Source organism: Gordonia bronchialis DSM 43247 (assembly GCF_000024785.1).
In the GTDB taxonomy this organism is placed as follows: Bacteria; Actinomycetota; Actinomycetes; order Mycobacteriales; family Mycobacteriaceae; genus Gordonia; species Gordonia bronchialis.
Genome location: NC_013441.1, coordinates 3,876,890 through 3,899,046, shown reverse-complemented (window position 1 = coordinate 3,899,046; position 22,157 = coordinate 3,876,890). Strand labels below are relative to the sequence as shown.

23 protein-coding genes and 1 pseudogene are annotated in these 22,157 nt (G+C 66.2%); 10 read left to right on the top strand and 14 right to left on the bottom strand.

Annotation, left to right across the window (positions count from 1 at the left end; all coding sequences use genetic code 11):
- The first annotated feature begins 26 nt into the window (after positions 1 to 26).
- From GBRO_RS18250 to truA, 3 genes are all read left to right on the top strand, one after another.
- Positions 27 to 1,079 carry a DNA-directed RNA polymerase subunit alpha gene (locus GBRO_RS18250; protein WP_012835365.1) on the top strand — a complete coding sequence of 351 codons (1,053 nt, stop codon included), beginning with the start codon at positions 27 to 29 and terminating at the stop codon, positions 1,077 to 1,079.
- 63 nt (positions 1,080 to 1,142) lie between these two features.
- A complete protein-coding gene (rplQ, locus tag GBRO_RS18245) occupies positions 1,143 to 1,754 on the top strand; it encodes a 50S ribosomal protein L17 (RefSeq protein WP_012835364.1) in 612 nt (203 codons plus the stop codon).
- Positions 1,755 to 1,775: 21 nt separating this feature from the next.
- Positions 1,776 to 2,651: a tRNA pseudouridine(38-40) synthase TruA gene (gene truA / locus GBRO_RS18240; RefSeq protein WP_012835363.1), complete on the top strand. Its 876-nt coding sequence runs from the start codon at positions 1,776 to 1,778 to the stop codon at positions 2,649 to 2,651.
- 7 nt (positions 2,652 to 2,658) lie between these two features.
- Here truA and GBRO_RS18235 read toward each other — a convergent pair whose 3' ends face one another.
- The 3 genes from GBRO_RS18235 to GBRO_RS18225 are packed head-to-tail and all read right to left on the bottom strand — an operon-like array spanning position 2,659 to position 4,705.
- Entirely contained in the window at positions 2,659 to 3,141 is a 483-nt protein-coding gene (locus GBRO_RS18235) for a TM2 domain-containing protein (RefSeq protein WP_012835362.1), read from the bottom strand.
- 18 nt (positions 3,142 to 3,159) lie between these two features.
- Complete coding sequence (locus tag GBRO_RS18230; protein ID WP_012835361.1) at positions 3,160 to 3,603, bottom strand: hypothetical protein; 444 nt, start codon at positions 3,601 to 3,603, stop codon at positions 3,160 to 3,162.
- A gap of 49 nt (positions 3,604 to 3,652) precedes the next feature.
- Entirely contained in the window at positions 3,653 to 4,705 is a 1,053-nt protein-coding gene (locus GBRO_RS18225; RefSeq protein ID WP_012835360.1) for an alpha/beta fold hydrolase, read from the bottom strand.
- A 232-nt stretch (positions 4,706 to 4,937) separates the two neighbouring features.
- On the opposite strand from GBRO_RS18225, the gene GBRO_RS18220 reads away from it, so the two are divergent.
- Positions 4,938 to 5,567, top strand: a complete 630-nt coding sequence (locus tag GBRO_RS18220; protein ID WP_012835359.1) for a DedA family protein — start codon at positions 4,938 to 4,940, stop codon at positions 5,565 to 5,567.
- 4 nt (positions 5,568 to 5,571) lie between these two features.
- Here the strand turns inward: GBRO_RS18220 and GBRO_RS18215 are convergent, their stop codons facing one another.
- From GBRO_RS18215 to GBRO_RS18195, 6 genes and pseudogenes are all read right to left on the bottom strand, one after another.
- The gene (locus GBRO_RS18215) at positions 5,572 to 6,957 is read right to left on the bottom strand and encodes an LLM class flavin-dependent oxidoreductase (protein WP_012835358.1); all 1,386 of its coding nucleotides are present in this window, start codon (positions 6,955 to 6,957) and stop codon (positions 5,572 to 5,574) included.
- Positions 6,958 to 6,998: 41 nt separating this feature from the next.
- Positions 6,999 to 7,777: pseudogene (locus GBRO_RS18210) on the bottom strand (ABC transporter permease).
- Between the two features lie 244 nt (positions 7,778 to 8,021).
- Positions 8,022 to 9,662: a sugar ABC transporter ATP-binding protein gene (locus GBRO_RS18205; protein ID WP_012835357.1), complete on the bottom strand. Its 1,641-nt coding sequence runs from the start codon at positions 9,660 to 9,662 to the stop codon at positions 8,022 to 8,024.
- The gene (locus tag GBRO_RS18200) at positions 9,659 to 10,804 is read right to left on the bottom strand and encodes a sugar ABC transporter substrate-binding protein (RefSeq protein ID WP_227892968.1); all 1,146 of its coding nucleotides are present in this window, start codon (positions 10,802 to 10,804) and stop codon (positions 9,659 to 9,661) included. Before GBRO_RS18200 ends, GBRO_RS18205 begins: the two co-directional genes overlap by 4 nt.
- Positions 10,805 to 10,850: 46 nt before the next feature.
- Positions 10,851 to 11,021 (bottom strand): twin-arginine translocation signal domain-containing protein, encoded by a 171-nt coding sequence (locus GBRO_RS27110; protein ID WP_012835355.1) that lies wholly within the window; start codon positions 11,019 to 11,021, stop codon positions 10,851 to 10,853.
- Between the two features lie 40 nt (positions 11,022 to 11,061).
- Positions 11,062 to 11,940: an acyl-CoA dehydrogenase family protein gene (locus tag GBRO_RS18195; protein ID WP_370452958.1), complete on the bottom strand. Its 879-nt coding sequence runs from the start codon at positions 11,938 to 11,940 to the stop codon at positions 11,062 to 11,064.
- Between GBRO_RS18195 and GBRO_RS27785 the strand changes: the two genes are divergently transcribed.
- The gene (locus GBRO_RS27785; RefSeq protein WP_370452918.1) at positions 11,833 to 12,081 is read left to right on the top strand and encodes a hypothetical protein; all 249 of its coding nucleotides are present in this window, start codon (positions 11,833 to 11,835) and stop codon (positions 12,079 to 12,081) included. The two genes, GBRO_RS18195 and GBRO_RS27785, sit on opposite strands and share 108 nt — an antisense overlap.
- 384 nt (positions 12,082 to 12,465) lie before the next feature.
- Here GBRO_RS27785 and GBRO_RS18190 read toward each other — a convergent pair whose 3' ends face one another.
- The 5 genes from GBRO_RS18190 to GBRO_RS26040 form a co-directional block, all read right to left on the bottom strand.
- On the bottom strand, positions 12,466 to 13,212 hold the full coding sequence (locus tag GBRO_RS18190; RefSeq protein ID WP_227892956.1) for a hypothetical protein: 747 nt from the start codon (positions 13,210 to 13,212) through the stop codon (positions 12,466 to 12,468).
- A gap of 125 nt (positions 13,213 to 13,337) precedes the next feature.
- Complete coding sequence (locus GBRO_RS18185; RefSeq protein ID WP_012835353.1) at positions 13,338 to 15,773, bottom strand: TPR repeat region-containing protein; 2,436 nt, start codon at positions 15,771 to 15,773, stop codon at positions 13,338 to 13,340.
- The gene (locus GBRO_RS18180; RefSeq protein WP_041919971.1) at positions 15,770 to 16,081 is read right to left on the bottom strand and encodes a hypothetical protein; all 312 of its coding nucleotides are present in this window, start codon (positions 16,079 to 16,081) and stop codon (positions 15,770 to 15,772) included. The genes GBRO_RS18185 and GBRO_RS18180 overlap by 4 nt, the downstream gene beginning before the upstream one ends.
- Positions 16,082 to 16,159: 78 nt before the next feature.
- On the bottom strand, positions 16,160 to 17,464 hold the full coding sequence (locus tag GBRO_RS18175; RefSeq protein ID WP_407636625.1) for a MinD/ParA family ATP-binding protein: 1,305 nt from the start codon (positions 17,462 to 17,464) through the stop codon (positions 16,160 to 16,162).
- A complete protein-coding gene (locus GBRO_RS26040) occupies positions 17,436 to 18,872 on the bottom strand; it encodes a MinD/ParA family ATP-binding protein (RefSeq protein WP_012835350.1) in 1,437 nt (478 codons plus the stop codon). The genes GBRO_RS18175 and GBRO_RS26040 overlap by 29 nt, the downstream gene beginning before the upstream one ends.
- A 363-nt stretch (positions 18,873 to 19,235) precedes the next feature.
- Between GBRO_RS26040 and GBRO_RS18165 the strand changes: the two genes are divergently transcribed.
- The 5 genes from GBRO_RS18165 (at position 19,236) to GBRO_RS18145 (ending at position 22,111) form a co-directional block, all read left to right on the top strand.
- Positions 19,236 to 19,628, top strand: coding sequence for a hypothetical protein (locus GBRO_RS18165; RefSeq protein ID WP_012835349.1), 393 nt, complete (start codon positions 19,236 to 19,238; stop codon positions 19,626 to 19,628).
- Positions 19,629 to 19,659: 31 nt separating this feature from the next.
- Entirely contained in the window at positions 19,660 to 19,983 is a 324-nt protein-coding gene (locus GBRO_RS18160) for a YbaB/EbfC family nucleoid-associated protein (RefSeq protein ID WP_172491666.1), read from the top strand.
- Between the two features lie 87 nt (positions 19,984 to 20,070).
- A complete protein-coding gene (locus GBRO_RS18155) occupies positions 20,071 to 20,379 on the top strand; it encodes a type VII secretion target (protein WP_012835347.1) in 309 nt (102 codons plus the stop codon).
- Positions 20,380 to 20,423: 44 nt separating this feature from the next.
- On the top strand, positions 20,424 to 21,731 hold the full coding sequence (locus tag GBRO_RS18150) for a hypothetical protein (RefSeq protein ID WP_012835346.1): 1,308 nt from the start codon (positions 20,424 to 20,426) through the stop codon (positions 21,729 to 21,731).
- A gap of 74 nt (positions 21,732 to 21,805) precedes the next feature.
- Positions 21,806 to 22,111, top strand: coding sequence for a PE family protein (locus tag GBRO_RS18145; RefSeq protein ID WP_012835345.1), 306 nt, complete (start codon positions 21,806 to 21,808; stop codon positions 22,109 to 22,111).
- Positions 22,112 to 22,157: the final 46 nt, after the last annotated feature.

Sequence of the window (22,157 nt, the reverse complement as noted above, 5' to 3'; positions counted from 1 at the left end):
AGCGGTTGGCCAAAGGAGAAAACGAAATGCTCATCTCACAGCGACCCACACTGACCGAGGAGATCCTCGCCGACAACCGGTCGAAGTTCGTCATCGAACCGCTCGAGCCCGGCTTCGGCTACACCCTCGGCAACTCGCTGCGTCGTACCCTGCTCAGCTCGATCCCGGGTGCTGCCATCACCAGCATCCGCATCGACGGTGTGCTCCACGAGTTCACCACCGTCCCCGGGGTCAAGGAGGATGTCACCGACATCATCTTGAACCTCAAGGGCCTCGTGGTGAGCTCCGAAGAGGACGAGCCGGTCACCATGTACGTGCGTAAGCAGGGTCCGGGCACCGTCACCGGCGCCGACATCGTGCCGCCGGCCGGCGTCACCGTGCACAACCCCGATCTGCACATCGCCACCCTGAACGACAAGGGCAAGCTCGAGATCGAGCTCGTCGTCGAGCGGGGCCGCGGCTACGTCCCGGCCGTGCAGAACAAGGCGTCGGGTGCCGAGATCGGCCGGATTCCGGTCGACTCGATCTACTCGCCGGTGCTCAAGGTGACCTACAAGGTCGAGGCCACCCGTGTGGAGCAGCGCACCGACTTCGATCGGCTCGTGCTCGACGTGGAGACCAAGAACTCGATCAGCGCGCGTGATGCGCTGGCGTCCGCGGGCAAGACCCTCGTCGAACTCTTCGGGCTCGCCCGGGAGCTCAACGTGGAGGCCGAGGGCATCGAGATCGGTCCGTCGCCGGCCGAGGCCGACCACATCGCGTCGTTCAGCCTGCCGATCGAAGATCTCGAGCTGACCGTCCGGTCCTACAACTGCCTCAAGCGCGAGGGTGTGCACACCGTCGGCGAGCTGGTTGCCCGGACCGAGTCGGATCTGCTCGACATCCGCAACTTCGGGCAGAAGTCGATCGATGAGGTCAAGGTCAAGCTGCACGCTCTGGGTCTGTCCCTCAAGGACAGCCCGGCCAGCTTCGACCCGTCGCAGGTCGCCGGTTACGACCCGGCCACCGGCACGTGGTCGGATGACGCGTCCTTCGACGCCGATTCCGGTGAGGATTTCGCAGAGACCGAGCAGCTGTAAAGGCTGTCACCCTAACCCTGACTTCGCCGTCGTGAGACGGGAAGTTCTTCTAGGAGAAGAGAAATGCCCAAGCCCACCAAGGGTGCCCGCCTCGGCGGGTCGGCCAGCCACCAGAAGGCAATGCTGGCGAATCTCGCCACCTCGCTCTTCGAGCACGGTCGAATCACCACCACCGAGGCCAAGGCCAAGCGGCTGCGCCCGTACGCCGAGAAGCTGATCACCCACGCCAAGGCCGGCAAGCTGGCCAACCGTCGTGAGGTCCTCAAGGTGATCCGCGACAAGGACGTCGTGCACACGCTGTTCGACGAGATCGGCCCGCACTTCGCCGATCGCAACGGTGGATACACCCGCATCATCAAGACGCTGCCGCGCAAGGGCGACAACGCCCCGATGGCCGTGATCGAGCTGGTGCGTGAGTCCACCGCGTCGAGCGAGGCAAGCCGCGCAACCCGCGTGGCCGCTTCGAAGAAAGCCGCAGAGGACAAGCTCGACGCGACCGAAGAGGTCGTTGCCGAGGATGCCCCGGAGAACGTCGTCGAGGCCGTTGAGGCCGACGCCGACGACGCGGCCGTCGAGAACGCCGACGCCGTGGCCGAGGCTGTTGACGACGAGTCGACCGCCGCCACCGCTCCCGAGGCCGAGGGTGCCGACGTCGACGGCGACGACAAGAAGTAGTCCGCAGGGCTACTCGTACTCATGACAGAACCCGCTGTCACCGATGCCGGTGACAGCGGGTTCTGTCGTTTACGCCTCGATGTCGGTTACGAAGGAACCGATTTCGCGGGCTGGGCGCGGCAGACGGATCAACGGACGGTGGGCGCCGTTCTCGAGGACACCCTGGCGACGGTGCTGCGGATTCCGGTGCGGCTGACCGTCGCCGGGCGCACCGACGCCGGGGTGCACGCCACCGGGCAGGTGTGCCATACCGACATTCCCGTCTCCGCGCTGCAGACACGCAGTATCGGCGGTGACCCGTCGCTGTTGGTCGGGCGCCTCGCGAAGATGCTGCCCGACGATGTCCGGGTCAAGGAAATCGCCTCGGTGAGTGGCGATTTCGACGCCCGGTTCTCGGCCCTGCGGCGCCACTACGAGTATCGGCTCACCGACGCCCGCTGGGGTGCGGAACCCATCCACGCGCGCACCACGGCCACGTGGCGTCGGCCGCTCGACGTCGATGCGATGAACGCCGCGTCAGCCTCACTGTTGGGGCTCAACGACTTTGCCGCGTTCTGTCGTCGTCGCGAGGGTGCCACGACGATCCGGGATCTTCAGCAGTTCTCGTGGACACGGCACGCCGGCGGGGTGCTGGTGGGGCAGGTGAGCGCCGACGCGTTCTGCTGGTCGATGGTGCGCTCACTGGTCGGGGCGGTCGCAAGTGTCGGCGATGGCCGTCGCGATATCGACTGGTGTCGTGGACTTCTCGCCGAAACACAGCGCAGCAGCCAGGTCCCGGTCGCCGATGCCTGCGGGTTGTGCCTGGTGCGTGTCGACTATCCGGCCGATGATGAACTCGCCGAACGCAATACGGTCACCAGAGACGTGCGACGGGCCGGCGGGTGTTGCGGCGGGTGAATTGTCGTCAGGATCGCAGTTTGTAACCGCGGCTGTCGCGCACGCTGCCGGTGAACATCATGACCGCGTCGACGAGTGCCCAGATGCTGACCGCGAACAGCAGGATGAACCCGACGAAAAAGATCGCGAGTAGCCACCCGACGATCGTCAAGCACAGCTGTGCGGCACCGACGCCGCCATGCCCGAGGTAGAACCTGCCCACGCCGAACCCGCCGAGAAACAGCTGCAGGAGACCGGCGGCGACCTTCGATTTGTCGGACAACGGTTCACCGGTCAGCGGGTCCCGGCCGAAGGGGGCCAGGGGATCGGCAGCGCCGGGGTAGAGACCATAGACCGGCGGGACCGGAGCCACGAAGTAGGCGGGCTGCGGCACGCCGTACACCGACGGCATCCCGGGATGGGGTGCCGGGTAACCGGGTTGGGCGCGATAGGTCGGCGCCAGCGGGTCGGAGTTCCCGTCGTCGAACGGTAGGTGCGAGGGGTAGGTCACCCCGGCATCATGTCATGCTCAGCCGAGGCTCTGCGCATAGTTCACCCGCTGGCCGAGGTCGCTGACGGTCAGTGGTGAGTACACCGGGATCGACGTGGAGTAACGCAGGCCCTCGGCTTCGACGGTGATCTGCACGTAGCCCTGGGTGCGGTCCTCCTTGACCAGCAGGAACAGCAGTCCGAGCCCGCAGAACAGCAGCGCGGTCACGATCGCGGTGATGAGCGCCCATTGGGGTATGGCACGCGTGTTGTAGGTCTGGTTGACAAAGGTCCAGCGCGCGCCGGCGATGGGTGCGGTGCCCGCGGGGGTGATCACGTGGGTTTGCGTGCACTGGATGGGTCCGATGGCGACCAGGACCGGCTCGCCGCCGGTCGGGACGGGCGCGCCGTAACCGGCTCCCGGGAACGACGATTCGCCGAAGGCCGACGAGGATCCCGCGTACGGGTCGTACGGATACGTCATGCCCCATGGTGGCACATTCGTGGGCGGGGACGGGTGGGTGCCGACGGTGTCAGGTGGCGCTGCGTTCGTCCTCGATCGCCTCGAGTACCGCCTCGACGGTCTCGTCGTCGCCGACGAATTCGTCGAGTCGCTGGCCCTCGGAGAGCAGATGACGCCAGTTGAGCGGGTCGAAGACGACGGGCTCGTGCGTTTGCATGAAGTCGATGACCACGCGGCAGAATCGTTCGGGGTCGTCGTGGAACGGGAAGTGTCCCGAGCCGACGAAGGTCTCCAACTGCGAGTGTGGGATCGCGGCGTGGGCGAGTTCGGCGTGGTGGTAGGGGATGACGGTGTCGTCGTCGCCCCAGACGATCAGCACCGGTAGCCGCTCGGTCAGATAGCAGCGGTCGAGCATCGTGATCGATTGTCCGCGCCAGTCCACCACGGCCCGCAGCGTGCGCAGGAACGCGGCCGACGCCTTGGCGTCGGCGAGGTCGGCGAGCACCCGGATGAGGTCCTCGTGGTCATTGAGGACCCGTCGGGGAGCGATGGAGTCGGGCAGTGCCGTCTGCAGCGGCACCCCGACCACGCCCTTGGCGGCGAGTTTCAGACCAGGAACCACCCCGGGGACGCGCAGCATCGACAGCAGCTGGTGGGCCACCGGCATCGAGATCAGACGCAAGGCCGGGTGCACGTCACGGGTGACGCCGCCGGCGGCGACAAGGACGAGACGTTCGACGAAGCGGGGGAACTGATAACAGAACTGCATGGCGACACCGCCGCCGAGCGAATGGCCGACGACGGTCACCTTGGTGTGGCCGAGTACCACCAGCAGGTCGCGCATGCCGTTGGCGAAAGCGGGGACCGAGTAGTCCGCACGCGGTTTGTCCGATTTGCCGTGGCCCAGCAGGTCGGGGGCGATCACCGTGTAGTGCTGGGCGAGGATCGGGATGACCTCATTCCAGGTGGACGAGTTGTCGCCGATGCCGTGGATGAGCAGCAACGCCGGACCGCTCCCCGCGATGCGGTAGGCACGCCGGTACCCGTGAATGGTGTGGTACTCGGTCCGCACGTCGGTGTCGGTGACCGGGCGCAGTACCGGCCCCGGGGGCTTGGTCGACACGGCTCACTCCTCGGTCATCACGACGGCGTGCACTCGTTCATGGACGTCGCGCCGACGCCCTGACCCCCGAGTAAACAGCACACTGGGACGATTCGCCCGGCATGTTGCATCGAGTTAACGTGCCCGGGCACCCGGTACCAAGTGTCCCGGGTGTGAACAACCGCTGACAACCCCCCAACCGGCCAGGTCGCGGACCGATCGGCGTGTTCGAAGGTGACTACGCTCGACGGTGATGAATCCGTTCGATATCGACACCTTCCTGGCGACCGGTGGCCTCGTCGGGCTCTGCGTGCTGATCTTCGTGGAGACGGGCCTGCTGATCGGGTTCATCTTCCCGGGCGACTCGGTCCTGTTCACCGCCGGCGTGCTCGCGGCACAGCCGAATCCCTACGCCCCGGTGTGGTTGCTGTGCGTGGCCGTCCCGGTGGCCGCCATCCTCGGCGACCAATGCGGCTACTTCATTGGCCGTCGCCTGGGCAGGGGTGTCGTCGAAGGGCGGTTGATGAAGACGATCGGCCCCGAGTACGTCGCCCGCACTCACACCTACTTCGACCGCTTCGGTGCGCTCACCGTCTTCTTCGGACGGTTCATCGGGATCGTGCGGACCCTGACACCGCTGGTGGCCGGATTCAGCGGCATGTCCTACCGGCTCTTCACCCTGTTCAGCGTGCTGGGCAGCATTGTCTGGGCCGCCGGGATCATCCTGCTCGGCTACTTTCTCGGCAACATCCCGATCATCCGCGACAACATCGAGATCTTCATCATCGCCTCGGTGCTCACGATCGTCGTGCCGACGTTCATCCATCTCGCCCGACGCTGGTGTGCTTCGCGACGGGCGTCGTCGGAGGGCGCCGGCGCCTGAGTCGTCACACTCCCGCGGTGACCTCGGCAAAGGCGCCGCGATACTTCGCCGCCGGATGTCGGTGGTTCAGCAGGTCGGAACCGAACAGTTTGGCGCGCGCGGTTCCCGGCGCGTACTCGCTTTGGGCCAGACCGCGCTGCTGTAGCACCGGCATCACGTGGTCGATGAATTCGACGTAGCTGCCCGGGATGGTGGCATTGACGACATTGATGCCGTCCACGCCGGCGTCGCGCCACCGCTGGAGTTCGTCGGCGATCTGTTCGGGGGTGCCGACGACCCGCGAATTGCGGCCCTGGAGCCGACCGAGATCCTCGATGGTCGCCTCCCGGCCGTCGACCGAGTCGCGTACCCAGTCCAGGACGCTGCGGATGCCCTCGGTCTCGATGGCGCCGAGCGGGGTGTCGAGTGGATGGCTGCCGAAGTCGATGCCGATCGCGCCGGACAGATGCGCGATCATCGCGTCGAGGTCGATGTTGTCCTCGAGCTCGGCTTCCTTGCGTCGCGCCTCCTCCTCGGTACTGCCGATGACGAAGTGCAGACCCTGGAAGAAGGTGAGGTCATGCGGGTCGCGGCCGTAACGCGGCAGCCGGGCGCGGGTGTCGTCGACGAGGAGGCGTGCGGCTTCGGGGTTCGGCGTGATGATGAACTGTGCCTCGGCGTTTCGCGCGGCGAACTCGCGGCCGGCGGGTGACGAACCGGCCTGGAACAGCACCGGTGTGCGCTGCGGTGACGGGGCCACGAGGTGTGGTCCCTCCACCCGGTACCGCTTTCCTTCGTGAAAGATCTTGTGCACCTTGGACGGATCGCCATGCAGCCCGCGTTCCTTGTCGGCGAGCAGGGCCCCGTCGTCCCAGGAGCCCTCCCACAGTTTGTAGACGACGTCGGCGTACTCGTCGGCCCACACGTACCGTTCGTCGTGTTCCTCGAGGTCGTCGTAGCCGAAGTTTCGGGACGCGTTGGCCAGGCCGTTGGTGACGATGTTCCAGGCGATGCGCCCGCCCGAAGCATGGTCGAGGGTCGAGATCTTGCGGGCGAAATTGAATGGATGGTCTTGCAGAACCGAACTCGTGATGGCGATGCCGAGATCGGTGGTGTTGTAGGCGATGGCCGAGGCGATCACCGACGGGTCGTTGGACGGGATCTGCAGTCCCGCCTGGACATACTTGCGATAGCCGCCGTCGTAGTCGCCGTAGAGGCCGGTCACGTCGGCGAAGAAGATGAAGTCGAACTTCCCGCGTTCGAGCTCTCGGGCCAGGCTCACCCAGTGTTCGAGCGAGTTGAAGTTGGTCTGCTGCGCCTCCTCGGTCCGCCAGAGGCCCTGCAGGATATGGGAAGTAGTGTTCATCACGAAGGCGGAGAAGCGCAGTGGTGTGGCCGTCGGCTGGTTCATGGTTGATCCGGTTCTCGTAAGCGTAGGGGATGGGGCAGTGGCTATTTGATGATCAGCTTGCGCTGAGAGGCCATCGTGAAGACCGCGGCCACCACGATGACGAGTCCCTTGATGATGGTCTGGGTGTAGTCGGCGGCACCGATCTGGTTGAGCCCGTTGGACAATACGGTGAGGATGAGCACGCCGAGCACGGTGCGCCCGACGCTGCCGACGCCTCCGGACAGGGCGGTGCCGCCGATGACGATGGCCGCCACGGAGTCGAGCAGGATCGTCGATCCCAGTGTCGGTCCGGCAGCCCCGAGTTGTGCGGTCAACAGCAGACCGGCGAGACCGGCGGTGATGCCGGAGATGACCAGGTGAACACCTTGACCCGCCGGGTGGAGACGCCGGCGAGCGCGACGACGCGCTCGTTGCCGCCGACCGCATAGGTGTACAGGCCGATCCGGGTGCGGCGCGAGAGGAACCACACGATTCCGAGCACCACGAGGGCGATGAGTGCGGCGTTTTGTAGGTTCGGGATCAGCTGTCCGACGGCGAGATTGCGAATTCCGGTGTCGGTGAAGTTGATCGTGGAACCCTCCAGGATGGTCAGTCCGATCCCGGCGAACAGCGACAGTGTTCCGAGTGTCGCGATGAACGACGGCACCCGGCCGAAGGCGAAGACCACACCGTTGAGCAGACCGATGAGTGCGCCCACGCCGACCGCGATCGCGATGGCCAGCGCGGGATTCGCGACGCCTTCGCGAATCAGATAGGCCACCACGGTCCCGGTCAACAGGGCGATCGAGCCGACGGACAGATCGATGCTGCCGGCGATCACCAGGGTGGCGCCGAGGGACGCCAGCAGCAGGATACCGGCCTGCCCGCTGATGAGTGCGAAGTTGGCGGGACTCCGAAAGGCTTCGGCGCGAAGGGAGAAGTAGCCGATGAGAGCGATGAGCGCGAGGAGCGGTAGCACGTCGCGTGCGATATTCGGTTTGCGCAGCGCCGCGATGAGTTGTTCTCGCTTCGGTAGTGCGAGGGCGGGCAGGGTGGAGGGGCGTTGAGCTTCGGTGGTCACGGGGTCATCCGTTCGTGGTTGTGGCAGCAGTGGTCGTGGGAGCTGTTGTGGCCGTGGAGGTGCCGGCGTCGTAGCCGGTGGCCGGCTGGGCGGGGGTGCCGGGGAGCATGAGCGCGACGAGGTCGTGCTCGGCCGGTTTGGCATCGGCCGGGGCATCGACGACGGTGACGAGCCGGCCATTGGTGATCACGCCGATCCGGTGGGACAGGCCGATGAGCTCGGGCAGGTCGTCGCTGACCAGCAGGATGGAGGTGCCGGCTGCGGCCGCGGCACGAAGGAGGTCATAGATGCCCTCGCGGGCGCCGGTGTCCACACCCTGGGTGGGGGCGTCGAGGATGAGCAGGTCAGGGTGCCGCAGCAACCACTTGGCCAGCAACACCTTCTGCGCGTTGCCCCCCGACAGCGACGACACCGGGGCGTCGATGCTCTCGGCGACGATGCCGAGTCTCTCCACGTACTCCTGCGCGACCTTGCGGGCTCGCCCGACCGCCCACAATCCGACCCGGCGTGTGGCGAATCTGTCGTGCAGGGAGGCGAGTTGGATGTTGTCGACGATCGACGCGGTGGTGATGAGGCCCTTCTCGGCGCGGTCCGGTGGGACGCAGGCGATGCCGGCCGCGACATGCGCGGCGATGCCGCCGTCGACGGGGCTGCCGTTGACCGTGACGGTCCCCTCGGTGCGGGCCACCGCACCTGCGACGATCTCGCCGAGGACGCGTTTTCCGGAGCCCTCGGTGCCGGCGAGCCCGAAGATCTCACCGGGCAGAACCTCGAAGGTGGCCTCCCGCAACACATCCGCACCGGCGAGGTCCCGAACCGCCAGGCGTGGACGTTGCCCGGCGTCGACGATCGTCTGTGCCCCCGCGCGGTAGTAGTTCTCGGTGCGGACGCGCCCGACCATCAGGCGGTGCAGCTGGGTCTCGTCGGCTCCCGTCGTGTCGCGTTCGGCGATGGACTCGCCATCCTTGAAGACGGTGACCCGATCGGTGGTCGCGAGGATCTCCGGCAGCCGATGTGAGACGAACACCACCGCGGCCTGCCCACGGAGGCGCTGCAACAGACGCAGGAAGTTGTCCTCGTGTTCATGGTCGAGTGCGGTGGTGGGCTCGTCGAAAAGCACCACCGGACGCTCGATCTCGAGGGTGCGGGCGAGTGCGATGACGCGTGCGATGTCCAGGCTCTGCTTCTGTCCCGGCGACAGTGAACCCGTTGGGGTGCGTGCGTCGATTCCGTCGATGCCGGCCTCGTCCAATGCCTCGTCGGTGGCGCGGATGAGCGCACCCCGGTTGAGGAAGCCGCGCGAGGTGAAGAGCTTCTCCCAGCCGAAGAAGGTGTTCTCGTAGACGGCTAGCTTGTCGATCAGGTTGGCCTCCTGGAACACCCGGAAGATGCCCAGCCGGTTGGCTTCCTGATAGGTCTTGGGCGCGATCTCGGTGCCGTCGAGGGTGATGGTCCCGGAGTCGTAGGGCAGCACGCCGGACACGATGTTGAGGATCGTGCTCTTGCCCGCCCCGTTCTCGCCGATAAGGCCGACGACCTCGCCGTCGCCCACGGTCAGGTTCACGCCTTTGAGTGCGCGGTTGGCGCCGAAGGACTTGACGATGTCGCGCACCTCGAGGCGCGCGGTGCCCGATGTGGTGTTCATGCGTACCTTCCATAGGGGGAGGGGCCCAGTACCGGGGACCGGTAGTGGTCGCGGTACAGGGCGCGGATGCGGTCGAAGTCGCCGTTGCGTTGCGCCGCGAGGTAGGCCTCCGGATAGGTGTAGCCGTCGGGTTTGGGTACCCCCGGCCAGATGTGCTCGAGGTCCTCGATGGGATAGGCGTCGAACTGCAGGTCGAAGTCGCGCGGATGCTCGGTGCGGGAGAGCAGCTTCACGTCGAAGGACTGCCCGATCGGCGCGTCGACGTAACGGGCCTTGAACTTCGCCACGTTGTCGCGGGTGATGATCTCGGCGTGCCAGCCGTACATCCGTTCGGCCGGCTCGGGTCGCCATCCGCGCAGCCGATCGTGGAATTGGGCGACGGTGACGAAGGACGGGTAGGCCGGGACGTTACCGGTGGTCACGAGTTGCCGGCCGCTCACGACGCGTTCGATGCCGGCGGTGGAGCCGTTGGCGCCCACCACGAAGACATCCTTGCCGGGAACCTTTCCGGCGGCTTCGATTCCGGCGACCACACCGGTCGCCGCGTCGTCGTTGACGGCGACGATTCCGACGGTGTCCGGGTATCGGGTGAGCAGGGACGTGGTCGCCCGCTGGGACAGATCGGCGTCGTACTTGGCGTGCAGTTCACCGGCGAAGCGGATTTTGGGATACTTGGCCAGGGTGTGGTGTACGGCGAGTCGGCGCTGGACCTCACAACCGTCGATCGACGGGTAGTAGCCGCCGACCCGCACGACGGTGCCCTCTTCGCCGATCTGTTTGGCGAGTACGTCGACGGCCTTGCCGACCGATTCGTACTCGTCGGGGATCAGGAAGGAGTTGTAGTCGGGACCGTATTGATCACTGTCCCAAGGGGTGGACCAGGCCGGGGAGTTCCACGCCGCCTGGAAGAGCACTCCGCTGCGGTTGGCGCCCTGGGCCAGTGTCGGCAGTGCGCCCGCGTCGTTGAGACCCACGAAGATCGCGGTGGTCTTCTGCGTCAGGAGCTGGTTGAACTGGTTGGACTGCACGGCCGCATCGCTCTTGCCGTCCAGTACCACCGACTTGTACCCGAGCTGTTCAGCGGCGGACTGGTAGGCCTCGGCCCACTGGACCTGGTAGTCGCCGGTCGCCGACCAGTTCAGTAGCGCGAACTGGCCATCGGTGTAGGCGACTGCGCCGGAATGGGTTTCACCCCGGCCGACGGCCGCGAGGGGCGCCGCCGGTGGCGAGCGCCGCGCCGGTACCCGCGAGCAGTTTGATGAACTGTCGCCGGCCGAGTCCGTCGGTGTCGAGCTTCTCGAGGACCGAGTCGATGGCTCGGCGGTTGTCGGGATCACGTTCGTCGATCTCGTTGGACATGATGGGTTGCCTGCCTTGAGGTGTGAGAGGTGACAGGCGATCAGAAGTATCCGTTGGCGGGCAGGTCCTGGTCGAGCAGCACGTGGGCACCGACGGCCTGCGCCTTGAGCCGGGCGGGATTGTGCAGCGTGATGGTCCGGATGTTGCGCCAGTGCCGATCGAGATCCTTGCTCCGGCTCGACGCCGACGCGCCACCGGCCTCGAACAGCAGGGTGGCCGCACGCGTACCGATGTCGTCGAGCACCACCTTGGCCTTGGACGCGGCGAGTGCCGCAGCCTGTGCCAGCGCCGGGTCCTGGATGCCGTCGACCGCGGATTCTGCTGCAGCATCAAGGCTTTCGGCGGCGATGAGCACGGTGCTCTCGGTGACAAAGGCCAGTGAGGCGAGCTCGCCGACCACCTGCTGCAACGACGGGTCCTCGGCGGGCACCGGAGCGGATGCGTGGGTGAAGTTGCGGCTGCGGCCTTCGACGAGGGCCTTGGCGTCGGCCACGATGGCACGCAGAATGCCGGCGATCACCGCATGCAGGTAGAGCTGGACAAACGCACCCTGCGTGGACTTGGCCTGCGGCTCGTCGAGCGGCACCTCCCGCAGGAGGTCCTCCGGATAGACCGCGACATCGGTGAATCGGGTTGTGCCCGAACCGGTACGACGCTGACCGAAACCGTCCCAGTCGTCGAGGATCTCTACGCCGGCGCGGTCGGTGGGGATCACGATGGAGGTCAGGGTGGTGCCCTTGACGGTCCATACGCTGACGTAGTCGGAGAACAGGGTGCCGGTGGTATAGAACTTCTCGCCGTTGAGGACGAAGTGGTCGGCACCGTCAACCGGCGCGAGGGTGGTGTTGAACTGGAAGTCACCGGCGGCTTTGGTGCCGCGTTCACTGGTGGCGTTGCCGAAGACCTTGCCATCAGCTATCAGGTTCAGGAATCTGTTGGCGTTATCGGTGCCGAGGAGCAGGAATTCTTCGGTGAGCCAGAAATGGGTGCGGTAGATGTGGGCAACAGTGGGGTCGGCGGCCGCGAGATCGATAATCGCGGAGAACAGTTGGCGCAGTGAGTATCCGGCACCACCCGCCGCGACGGGCAGCCGGAGCTTCCCGTAGCCGGACTCGGCGATCTGCTTGACCTGATCGAATGGGTTGACATTGTCGAGCTCGCGTGTGACGACGCCCTCGGCGACTCGTGCGAGGACGTCGGGGAATTCGAAAGATCGGGTGTCGCGGTCGAGTCGTGGACCTGGGTCATGGTGGGCTCCTCGTGCTGTCGACGCGTGCGTGAACCCCGAAGGCCGACGGGCTCGGCTTCGGTACTGTTGTCACACAGCAGGTTTGGTCAGCCGCGCGAGAACTGTGCGCGACCGCGGTCTGCGACGAAACTACGGTGAGATGTGCGGGAGGGAAACCAATCGGTGCAGGCCGCGCAAAAGGGTGGTGTGCCGCGTTCAGGCGTCGACGCCTTTGGGGGAGATCCATTCCGGGAATGACGGCGGTGCGGGCGGGTCGATGGCGATCTGGTTGTACCAGGACCACTGATCGGTGGGAGCATTCGGTGGCCCGAATGTGAGTCCGGAGGTGCCCGACCACCCGGGGAAGAGTTGGTGCCACCAGGCCATGCATTCGGGTTCGGTGCCGAACCTGCGGGTGATGGTGCCGTCGCGGTCTTTACCGTACAGATCGTAGATCGCGTCAATACGCCAGTTGCCGAACGCATTCCAGGACGGTTGGTTGCTGCCGGCCGGGGCGTGGCGATCGGACGCCCTGTCGCGCTGCCCGGCAGCACCCGCCGACGCATCAACGGGCTTGACCAACTCCACATCCAGAGTACGAGGCCGAGTTTTACCGATGAAGGTGCCGGGGCCGGTGTCGGGTAACGGAGGCCAGTGTGGTTTGACGGCACGTTGCAGGGTGCAGACACGGGCGCTGATGCGGGTATCGGTCGCTCGAAGCGTGGCGATGTGGCGAAACAGGACTTTGTTTTCCATGGATGGGAGGTTGTCGGGGCTCGGGGGTTGATGCGGGCTGCCCCAATAGCCGAAGTAGGCGCGCGCGCCGGCGACGGCATCGGCGAAGCCGGGGAACGAATGCTCGACGCCGGCCCAGGCGGCCATCTCACCACCATCGAAGGCGGCACGCACCAATTCGCCAGCACGCTTCTGCACGTCGATGCCGTCGGCGGCGGACCAGATCATGGTGTACGGGATGGCCGGGCGGGTTGGCTCGACAGGTTCGGGAGAATCACCGGAACACCCGGCCAGGAGCATCGCAGCAATGAGCACGACAACAGGGGCGACCAGGGCGCGCGACCAGAGGCGCCTCATCGCCGCAAGCTCCAGTTCGACGGATCGAGCTCCTCGGATTCATCCCACACGGCCCCGTAGTCAGCGGGAATGTTTGCCGGGTTGCTGTTATGCGTTCGCTTGGCAATCTGCTCGAGAACGGTACGTATGTCGATGTCGATTTGCTCGGGATTGTTCCCCGCGGTGAGGATCTGTTCGCGAGTCCTCAACGAGCCATCGGGATTGAACCAGGAGGCTTCACCGAGTCTGCGCGCAAGCTCGGGGTCGAGCTGCGACCGCACATCGCCGGTCGTGGCAGCTAGAATCGCGGCGCGAATGTCGCCTACTCGACTGCCCGTCAGGCTGGCATCACCATGCAGCTGCTGCTTGTAGTCCTGCGGAGCAAAGTCCTGTCCCGATGGCTCCGCGCCGAGCAATGCCTCTTTCAGATTCTCAGTGACGTGTCCGAGCAGGATGTCCGATCCGGGAGCCTTGTCGGTCAGCTTTCCGGTGAGGAGATCCGACGCGCTGAACACATCGTCGATGATCAACTTCTTCAGCTGAAAAGACTTCTGGGCGGCGTCGAAATCGTTGGTGGCCAGATCATGTGCAGCGTAGAGCAATCCTTCGTCGGCGAGCCCACGCAGGTGTGCGATCAGCGCCAGTCGGTGTGCCGCGTCGCCGGCATTGGGGTTGGCCGCATAGTCGACGGTCTCTGCCGCAATCTGTTTGTACACCTCCCCGTAGAAGGTCTTGGCTGCCGTCTCGTCGGTGGCGAGCAACCCGAAGATCCTCGAGGCCCCTTCGTAATTGCTTGTTGGGTGGCTGGGGTCATGTCCCGGGGTGTGCAGGAGATTCTGGTACCCGCCGACATTGTTGGGATCGACATCGTTGAATCCGGGCAGCCGCAGGTCCTGTCCGCCGCCGAGCTCGGCGACGTAGGGCTTCAAGGACTCGGCGAGGGTCTGCAGACCGCGCGGGTTGAGTTGCCCCACTGACTGATCCTCGGCAGCCCCACCGATGTTCATCAGTTCGTGGTAGCCGTCTGGTGACCCGGCGTAGCGCAGCATGGATTCGAGGATCGAACTCGTTCGTCTCGACGTTGCCAGGTCGAGTTGATCGGTCAACGCGTCGCCGGAGGGATGCAGGGCCAGCTGGGCATCGTGAGCACTGAACCGCCACAGTTGTCCCGCGGCTTCGCCGTCGTCACTCCAATGCAGGGTCAGGAGGTCGTGGATGAAATCCTTGCCGTCGCCGTTACCGGCAGTGAACGCGTCCTGAACCCACATCTTGTCGCGGCCGATGCCGTTCAACAGGTCTTGCAGCCCGTTGATGTGGTCGGGGCTGAGACCAGAAGGTATGCCATCCTGCTCGGCGTCGACCTGGATACCGACGTAGTTGCGTGCGATCTTGCCGAGGCTGCGATCCAGATCGGTCCCGGCCTGATAGCGGGCATCGCCAGCCGAGATCAGTTTGCCGAGGCCACCCAGGTTTCGCATCATCTGGTCCCGGGCGACTCCGCCCAGTTGCAGCGGACGGTTCTGACCTTGTGCGACAACATCTTTGATCGAATCCGGTAACAAGGCGAATCCGCCTTGACGATTTCCCGCGTGAACATTCGAGTTCGATACCACCTGCAGCCCGCTCGCTGTTGCCACTCGCAAACGCCAATCACCCGGCGCCGTGCCGAATTTGTCGAATGCGTCGACGCCTGTGAGATCACCATCGCCGGCGTCGATCGCATTCATGGCGTTCTGGATGTAGGCGAGTTTCGACGGGTCGATGTCAATGCGCTCGCCGAGTTGCAGCCGGGCCAGCTGGCTCGGCGTCAAGCGCATCGCACGTAAGTAGCGGCCCCGCTGTTCAGGCGTGGCCGTTCCGTTGCGGATGGCCGTCACGTCTCCGGCCGCCAGCGTGGGATCGATTGCTCCGTTTGTGGCTGCGATCGACGCCGGGGTCATCCTGCCGATCGCGGAGAGCTTCGCACTGATCTCGTTGCGGGCGGTGGTCACAGCGTCGTCGGCCGCCTTGCCCAGATTATGCAGCGCGGTCTGGTGTTCGAACGCGGTGTTGGCATCGAATGCTGCGCCCTCCGGCGCTTTGGCCGGCGAGAATGACACGGAATAGTTGCCGTCATCCTGGTTCAGGATGTAGCCCTCGACGTCTGCCCAGATCTTGCGCGCCGCCAGAGCTGCCGTGGCATCGACGATGTTGTCGGAGCCGGTGGTGAGAGCATTCGCCAGAGACTGGAATCTCGCCGCTGTGTTCCTGAGCCACTTCGTGATTGCCTCGGCACGATCGTCGGCGGGAGGTCGGGCTCGTCCTGTCCATTGTGCGTTGGTGAGGTTCAGGACCGGATTGCCGGCGTTCGGGGCTTCGTCCATGAGTGTCTTGGCCAGTGCCGAGACTCCCGGCGCGACCTCCGACAGCGCGCCCGGATTCCACGCCATGACCTGGTTGTAGGTCGGGGTCATCGCGGGTACCCAATTGCGGATCGGATCGTCTTGGCGGCCTGTGCGTCCTGCTCGACGGTGGTGTTCTTGAATCCTGCGACCAGTTCGGAGAACGCGGATACCGTGCCTGACGCATTGACCATCGCGGTGCGGATACTGTTGTCCCCGCTGCCCGCCACGTCGGACATTGTCTGCGTGGCGCCGATGAATGCGCCGGTGAGCACAGTGAACGTGCTGGTGAACTCTGCGCCGGACAGGCGTGAAGCGCAACGTGAAATCGTGGTGGCGGCCGTCCCAACGGCCGTTGGCTCTACGGTCAGATCGCCCACAGCATCCCCCATCTCGACATGGGCAAAAACCTATCACCGCAAGCGATTACCCATCCCGACGTTGTCCACAGGCAGGCCTCACCCCAGGAACGGATCCTCGAATCGCTGGGTGCTCGTGTTGGCGAAGTCGTCGGCGATGGTGGCGGCGAGATCGGTGAACGCGAGCCGGGTGCTCTTGCTCATGAGTTCGAGATCGATGTCGGCACCCTCGGAGAGGTGATCGTCGAACGGGATCTGGTGTACGGCCCGGGTGCGGGTGAGGAAGTGCTGTCCGAGCTGGTTGGTGTCGATGGTGCTCGACCCGGGGCGTGACGAACTCAGTACCACCACAGCACGATTCACGAGATGTCCATATCCGTGTGCTTGCAGCCAGTCGAGGGTGGCGCCGGCGCTGCGTGCCCCGTCGAGCGCCGGAGAGGAGACCAGGATGAGTGCGTTGGCCAGATCGAGCACGCCGTTCATCGCCGAATGGCTCAGGCCGGTGCCGCAGTCGGTGATGATGATGTTGTAGAAGCGCTGCAGGATGGCGATGACACCGCGATACTCGGTCTCGTTGAACGCTTCCGCCATCGCCGGATCACGTTCGGAGGCAAGGACTTCCAGGCGGCTCGGGGCCTGCGAGGTATGCGCGCGGACATCGCTGTAGCGGTAGACGTTTGCGTCGGCGAGCAGGTCGCGGACTGTGGAGTGCGTCTGCTGCGGGATGCGCTGAGCCAGCGTGCCGAGGTCCGGGTTGGCGTCGACGGCGATCACGCGATCACCGCGCAGGGAGGCAAAGGTGGAGCCGAGCCCGATGGTGGTCGTCGTCTTGCCGACGCCGCCCTTCAGGGACAGCACCGCGATGCGGTAGTCGCCGCGGACAGGTCGGCGGACGCGGTCGAGAAGCTGTTGATACTCGATGTCGCTGTGCGATTCGCCGGGGTTGATGGTGCCCGCCGAGAGGGTGTGAACGGCGCGACGCCAGCCCCGGGCCGGTGCGCGTTTGGCGCGTCGCAGAATGCGAACATCGTTGAGCGACATGGGACCCTGGTCCTGCGGCGGTCCTGGCGGCATTCCCTGCGGCTGCTGGGGGCCGGCCGGTCCGGGGCCGGCGGGTGGGCCATACCCCTGCGGCGGTCCGTATCCGGGAGCCGGTGGTCCCGCGAACTGTCCGGCGGGTGGGGGCGGTGGCGGGTAGGCGCCAGGACGTACGGCCGGATCGCCGTAGGGTGCCGGTGCGTTGGGGGCTGGTGCGGCGCCGGGCGTCGGGGTCTGCGCGTCGGGCGCCGACGGCGACTCCTGGGCCTCCGGGATCCAGCTCGGCAGTGGTGGTTCCTTCGACGGGTCGTTGTACATGAGGTCCTGTCTGGGTCGGTCAGCCCTGCCACGCGTGCGGGGCTGCAGATGCGGGCGGGATCTCGGGACTGATGAACGAATCCGCCACTGTCGCCGCGAGTTCGAGGAACGCGGTACGGGTGGGACGGTGCAGGTGGTCGAGATCGACGTAGGAGCCGGTGGCGAGGTGATCGTCGTAGGGGATCACCTGCACCGCACGCGTCCGGCCCAGGAAGTGCTGGGTGAGCAGGTCCAGATCGATCGGTGCGCCACCGGGTTTGGATGCCGAGATCACCACGATCGCCTGATTGACCAGATGCTGATATCCGTGCGCGTTGAGCCAGTCCAGGGTGGCCGACGCGCTCTGCGCGCCGTCGACGGCCGGTGACGTCACCAGCACGATGGCGTTGGCGGTGCTGAGCACAGCCTCCATCGCCGAGTGCATCAGACCGGTCCCGCAGTCGGTCATGATGATGTTGTAGAAGTTCTCCAGGACGCCGAGGACCCGCCGGTACTCGTCGGCGCTGAACGATTCCGAGATCGCCGGATCTCGTTCGGAAGCAAGAACTTCCAGGCGGCTGGTGGCCTGGCTCGTGTGCCGCCGCACGTCGGTGTAGCGGTAGATGTGCTCATCGGCGAGCAACGTGCGCACCGTCGACGCGGTCTGCTGCGGCACACGGCTCGCCAGCGTACCGAGGTCGGGGTTGGCGTCGACGGCGATCACCCGATCGCCACGCAGCGACGCGAAGGCGCTGCCGAGTCCGATGGTGGTGGTGGTCTTGCCGACACCGCCCTTGAGGGACAGCACGGCGAGCCGGAAATCACCCTGAATCGGTTGGCGCACGCGGGCGATCATGTGGTCGAGCTGCTGCTGCGACTTCGAGTCGCCGAGATTGATCAGTCCGCCCGTCGCGGTATGCAGCGCCTGCCGCCATCCGCGGCGGGGTGGTGGGGCGGACGGCGGGGCCAGCCGGTGCGGATCGAGGCCGGGCGGCGGGGCCAGGGGTTGGGCCGGCGACGGAGCGAACCCGGGCGCGACGGGTGCGCCGTATCCGGGCGGGCCGTCCCACTGGGGTGGTGGCGCCGCAGGTGGATAGGACCCCGTCGGCATACCTGGTTGCGGGTACACGGGCTGCGGCTCGGCCCACGGGGGAGCCGCAGGTAGGAAGGGTGCCGATGGCGGCGTCTGCGAATCTACCGCCGCGGATATCAACGCCGGGAAGCGGTCGGTCGGTGGGGCCTCTGCGGGCCGCGGTTCGGCCGGAGCTGCGGCGACGTCGTCCTGGTCGGAGGTCGGTGTGACCGACCTCAGGACGGGCTCATGCTCGGGTCCTCGCAGCTCACCGTGTGCGGCTGCGGGCTCCGCGGAAACCACCGATTCGGGTGTCCGGGCGACCGACTCGGCAGCCGGCGCCGCAGTCTCATCGGTGTCCGGGCGCAGCCAGGATGGGGGCCGCGACCCTTGTGCATGCGTCATCAGTCATTACCCCCTCACACGGTCGTGAATGTACTGACCGCAATTTCCCCCGCGATAGCAGGGTGCCTGTTCCGACCGATCGTAACGACGGTGGACGACTGACGCAGATGCTCGGTCTCATGCCCGACCCCGCTGTGAGTGCGCCGTCCGGAGCGCCCGAGGCCGTCCATGAGGGTGAATGCGCTGGTGAATCGACGATGGTGGGGTTCGCGGTCACGTCTGGTTCGACCTGTGGAGAAGCTCTCGCCGAACCCTGAAGTCTGTGAAAGTATCTTTTTCATCGTTTCGGGCGAATCGGCCGAAACCAGGCGGGGCGACATCCACGTGATCGAGCGTCCGTGACACGAAAAGGGGGTGGGAGCGGTGACGGCACATCACGGTGAGGCGGCACCGACGGTTCACGCGGACGAACCAGATCACGGCCCGTGGAAGGCGCTGCACCAGTCGGCGCACGCACGGTCGCGGTCGGGGGCACTGGCGGTGACGACCACGTACCAGGGGCTGCCGCTGTCGGTGCGGATCGAGCCGTCGACGCTGGACAAGGACCCGGCAGTGTTGGCCGGGGAGATCTTGCGCCTGTGCAAACAGTCGGCGATGTCAGCGGGCATTCGGTTGCGCGAGGATCTGCTGGCGTCGGGGATGGCGCGCGACCTCGTCGAGCAGATGCATCTGCCGACGCCCGACGACCTTGCTCGGGCCGAATATCAGGACGATGCCGATGCCGACGCCCCGGCGTCCTGGCTGCGGCGCGGGTGATCGAGCAGATGAGCAATCCGGGGGTGGCGACATGAGTTGGGCGATGGACGAACTCGAGGCGCGGGCCAACGCCCAGCTCGACGGTCTCTATGAGTTCAACGAGAAGCTGACGGCGATCCTGGTGCGGGAGACCTCACCCGATGATCTCGTCACCGCGGAGGTCGACGGCAACGGCTCACTGCAGGGCCTGTGGCTGGCGCCGGGTGCCAACGAACTCGGGGCGACACGTCTCGGTGAGCAGATCGTCGCGACGGCCGCGATGGCGGCCCAGCGCGCCTTCGCGAAACGGGCGGCGATCACCGAGGAGTTCAACGAATCGTTTGCCGAACTGCTGGCCTCTCGGCCGGTCACCTGATCGCCCAGACCTGATTGCCCAGACCTGATCGCCCAGACCTGATCGCACGACCACATCACTACGCACCACACATCCCAGGGGGACCACATGAGCGACGTCCGAGTGACACCCGAGGTACTCGAAGGCATCGCGGCCACCAACGTCGCGATGGCGACAGCGGTCGGGGCCGCCGGCTCCATCAACGCGGCGGCCAACACAGCGGTGATGGTCCCGGTCTTCGGACTGATCGGGCAGGAGTTCCTGGCCGCCTTCATCGCCGCGCAAGCCAACCATCTCACCTCGGTGGGTGAACTCGCCGCGGTCCACGCGGCGACGGCCGCGACGACGGTGGCCGGGCTGGCCGGCTTCGAGGGCGTCGACGCCGCGAGCGCCGCAGTGATCAGGTCGGTGCTGTGACGCCGGCGCCCCCACCGATCCCCGGGCTGCCGGACGTTCCGGCCATGTCGCACATGTCGGTGCAGGACATGATCGACGCGACCCCGCTCGGGCCGATCCTCGACACCCCGGTCATCGACATCCTGACCGGACTCGGATTACCGCCGCTACCGGTGCTTCCCGCCTTGCCGCCGATGCCGGGACTGCCCCCGATGCCGCCGATCAACCTCGAACACCTCATCAAACCGATCACGGACCTGTTGGGCGGCTTCGGAACCGGCGATCTCTCCAAGGCGGGATTCGATCCGACGGCCATCTTCCAGAGTTTGTCGAAGGTCCTCGAGACCACGATGACGATGAGCAAGGGCGCACTCGACCTCGGGGACAAACTCTGGACCGGTCAGGCGTCGACGAGTGCCGCGGCCAAGACGGTGGAAGCGGGTGCGAACAGTGGCGCGCTGGCCACCCAGGGCACCGGCATGAGTTTCGACATCAACACTGCCGCAGCGATCGTCGGCCAGGGTCTGGCAACAGTGCAGGGCATCATCGTGGCCACGGTGTCGAGCATCGCAGCGGTCGTTCCGATCATCCTGAGCCCGGGATGGGCCGCGGGAATCACGATGGCCATCGCCGCCGCCAATGTCGGTCTCGCACAGGCGACCGCGGCCGTGGCGGCCACTCGCGCCGCTCTTCTCGGTCCCACCGGAAAGATGACCGTCAACGGCGCCAAGGTGCCGGTCACCAACGCACCGTCGGCGGCGCGGGGCGCGACGACCCAATCGCCGTTCGCCATCGCGAGTTCGGTGTTGAGTGTGGTGTCGCCGGCGTTGTCCACGGCCACCGAATTGCCGGTGTCCCTGCTGAAACCGGCCAGCAAGATGCTCGACATCGCCAACCGCGACAACACCACCCGGACCACCACTGCCGACAACACCCGTCGCACCCACCCGGACCCGGGTAAGCGGCCGGGTGGTGGCGCCAAACCGGGCGGACTCGGTGGCGGCGGTGTCGGTGGGCTCGGCGTGATGCAAACCCTCGCCGGCGCCCGCGCAACCGTGCCCTCGGCGCTCAGCACCGTCGAGAACGCCGCCCTCAACACCACCACGTCGCCGGCCCGCGCGCAACTGACCACCCAGCCGATGCCGATGGGCGGAGCGCCACTGACCGGAGCCGGTGCGGGACGCGGAGCCGGTGCCGCCGAACAACATTCGACCCCCGATTACCTGGTGACCGAGGTCAACGGTCAGCGCGTCGTGGGGGATACACCCGAAGCGGTACCCGCGGTACTCGGCCACGACGACGACCCGGAACCCGAGCCCGTTCCCGACATCGAGTTGCGGCTCGGACCGTCGACCAGCCCAACCACCACCTAGACCACCCGACCACTCCGGCGCCGGCAGAGTCCGGTGCCGGCACCCACACCCATCCCGGACGAAGCGAGGACCCGATGACCCACTCCCAACTCAGTGTCGACCCGGCCGAATTGCTCTCTGCTGCCGCCGATATCGACCGCATCGCAGATCGAGTGGAACGATCTCTGCTCGCCGCCGGACAGGCCCTTCCCGTCGCGCCACAGGGTCGTGACGAGGTGTCCGTCGCCGCGGCAACGACTTTCAGTGCAGTGGCCGAGGACTTCGCGGCGGACACCGCTACGGGCGTCCACGAACTACGCAAGATCGCGGCGGTGCTGCGCGCCCAGGCGCACGGCTTCGTCGAGGGCGACGCCGACGCGTCGGCGATGATCCGAACCTGATCACCCCACAACGTCCACCGCACAACATCATCCACCCGCACCCAGG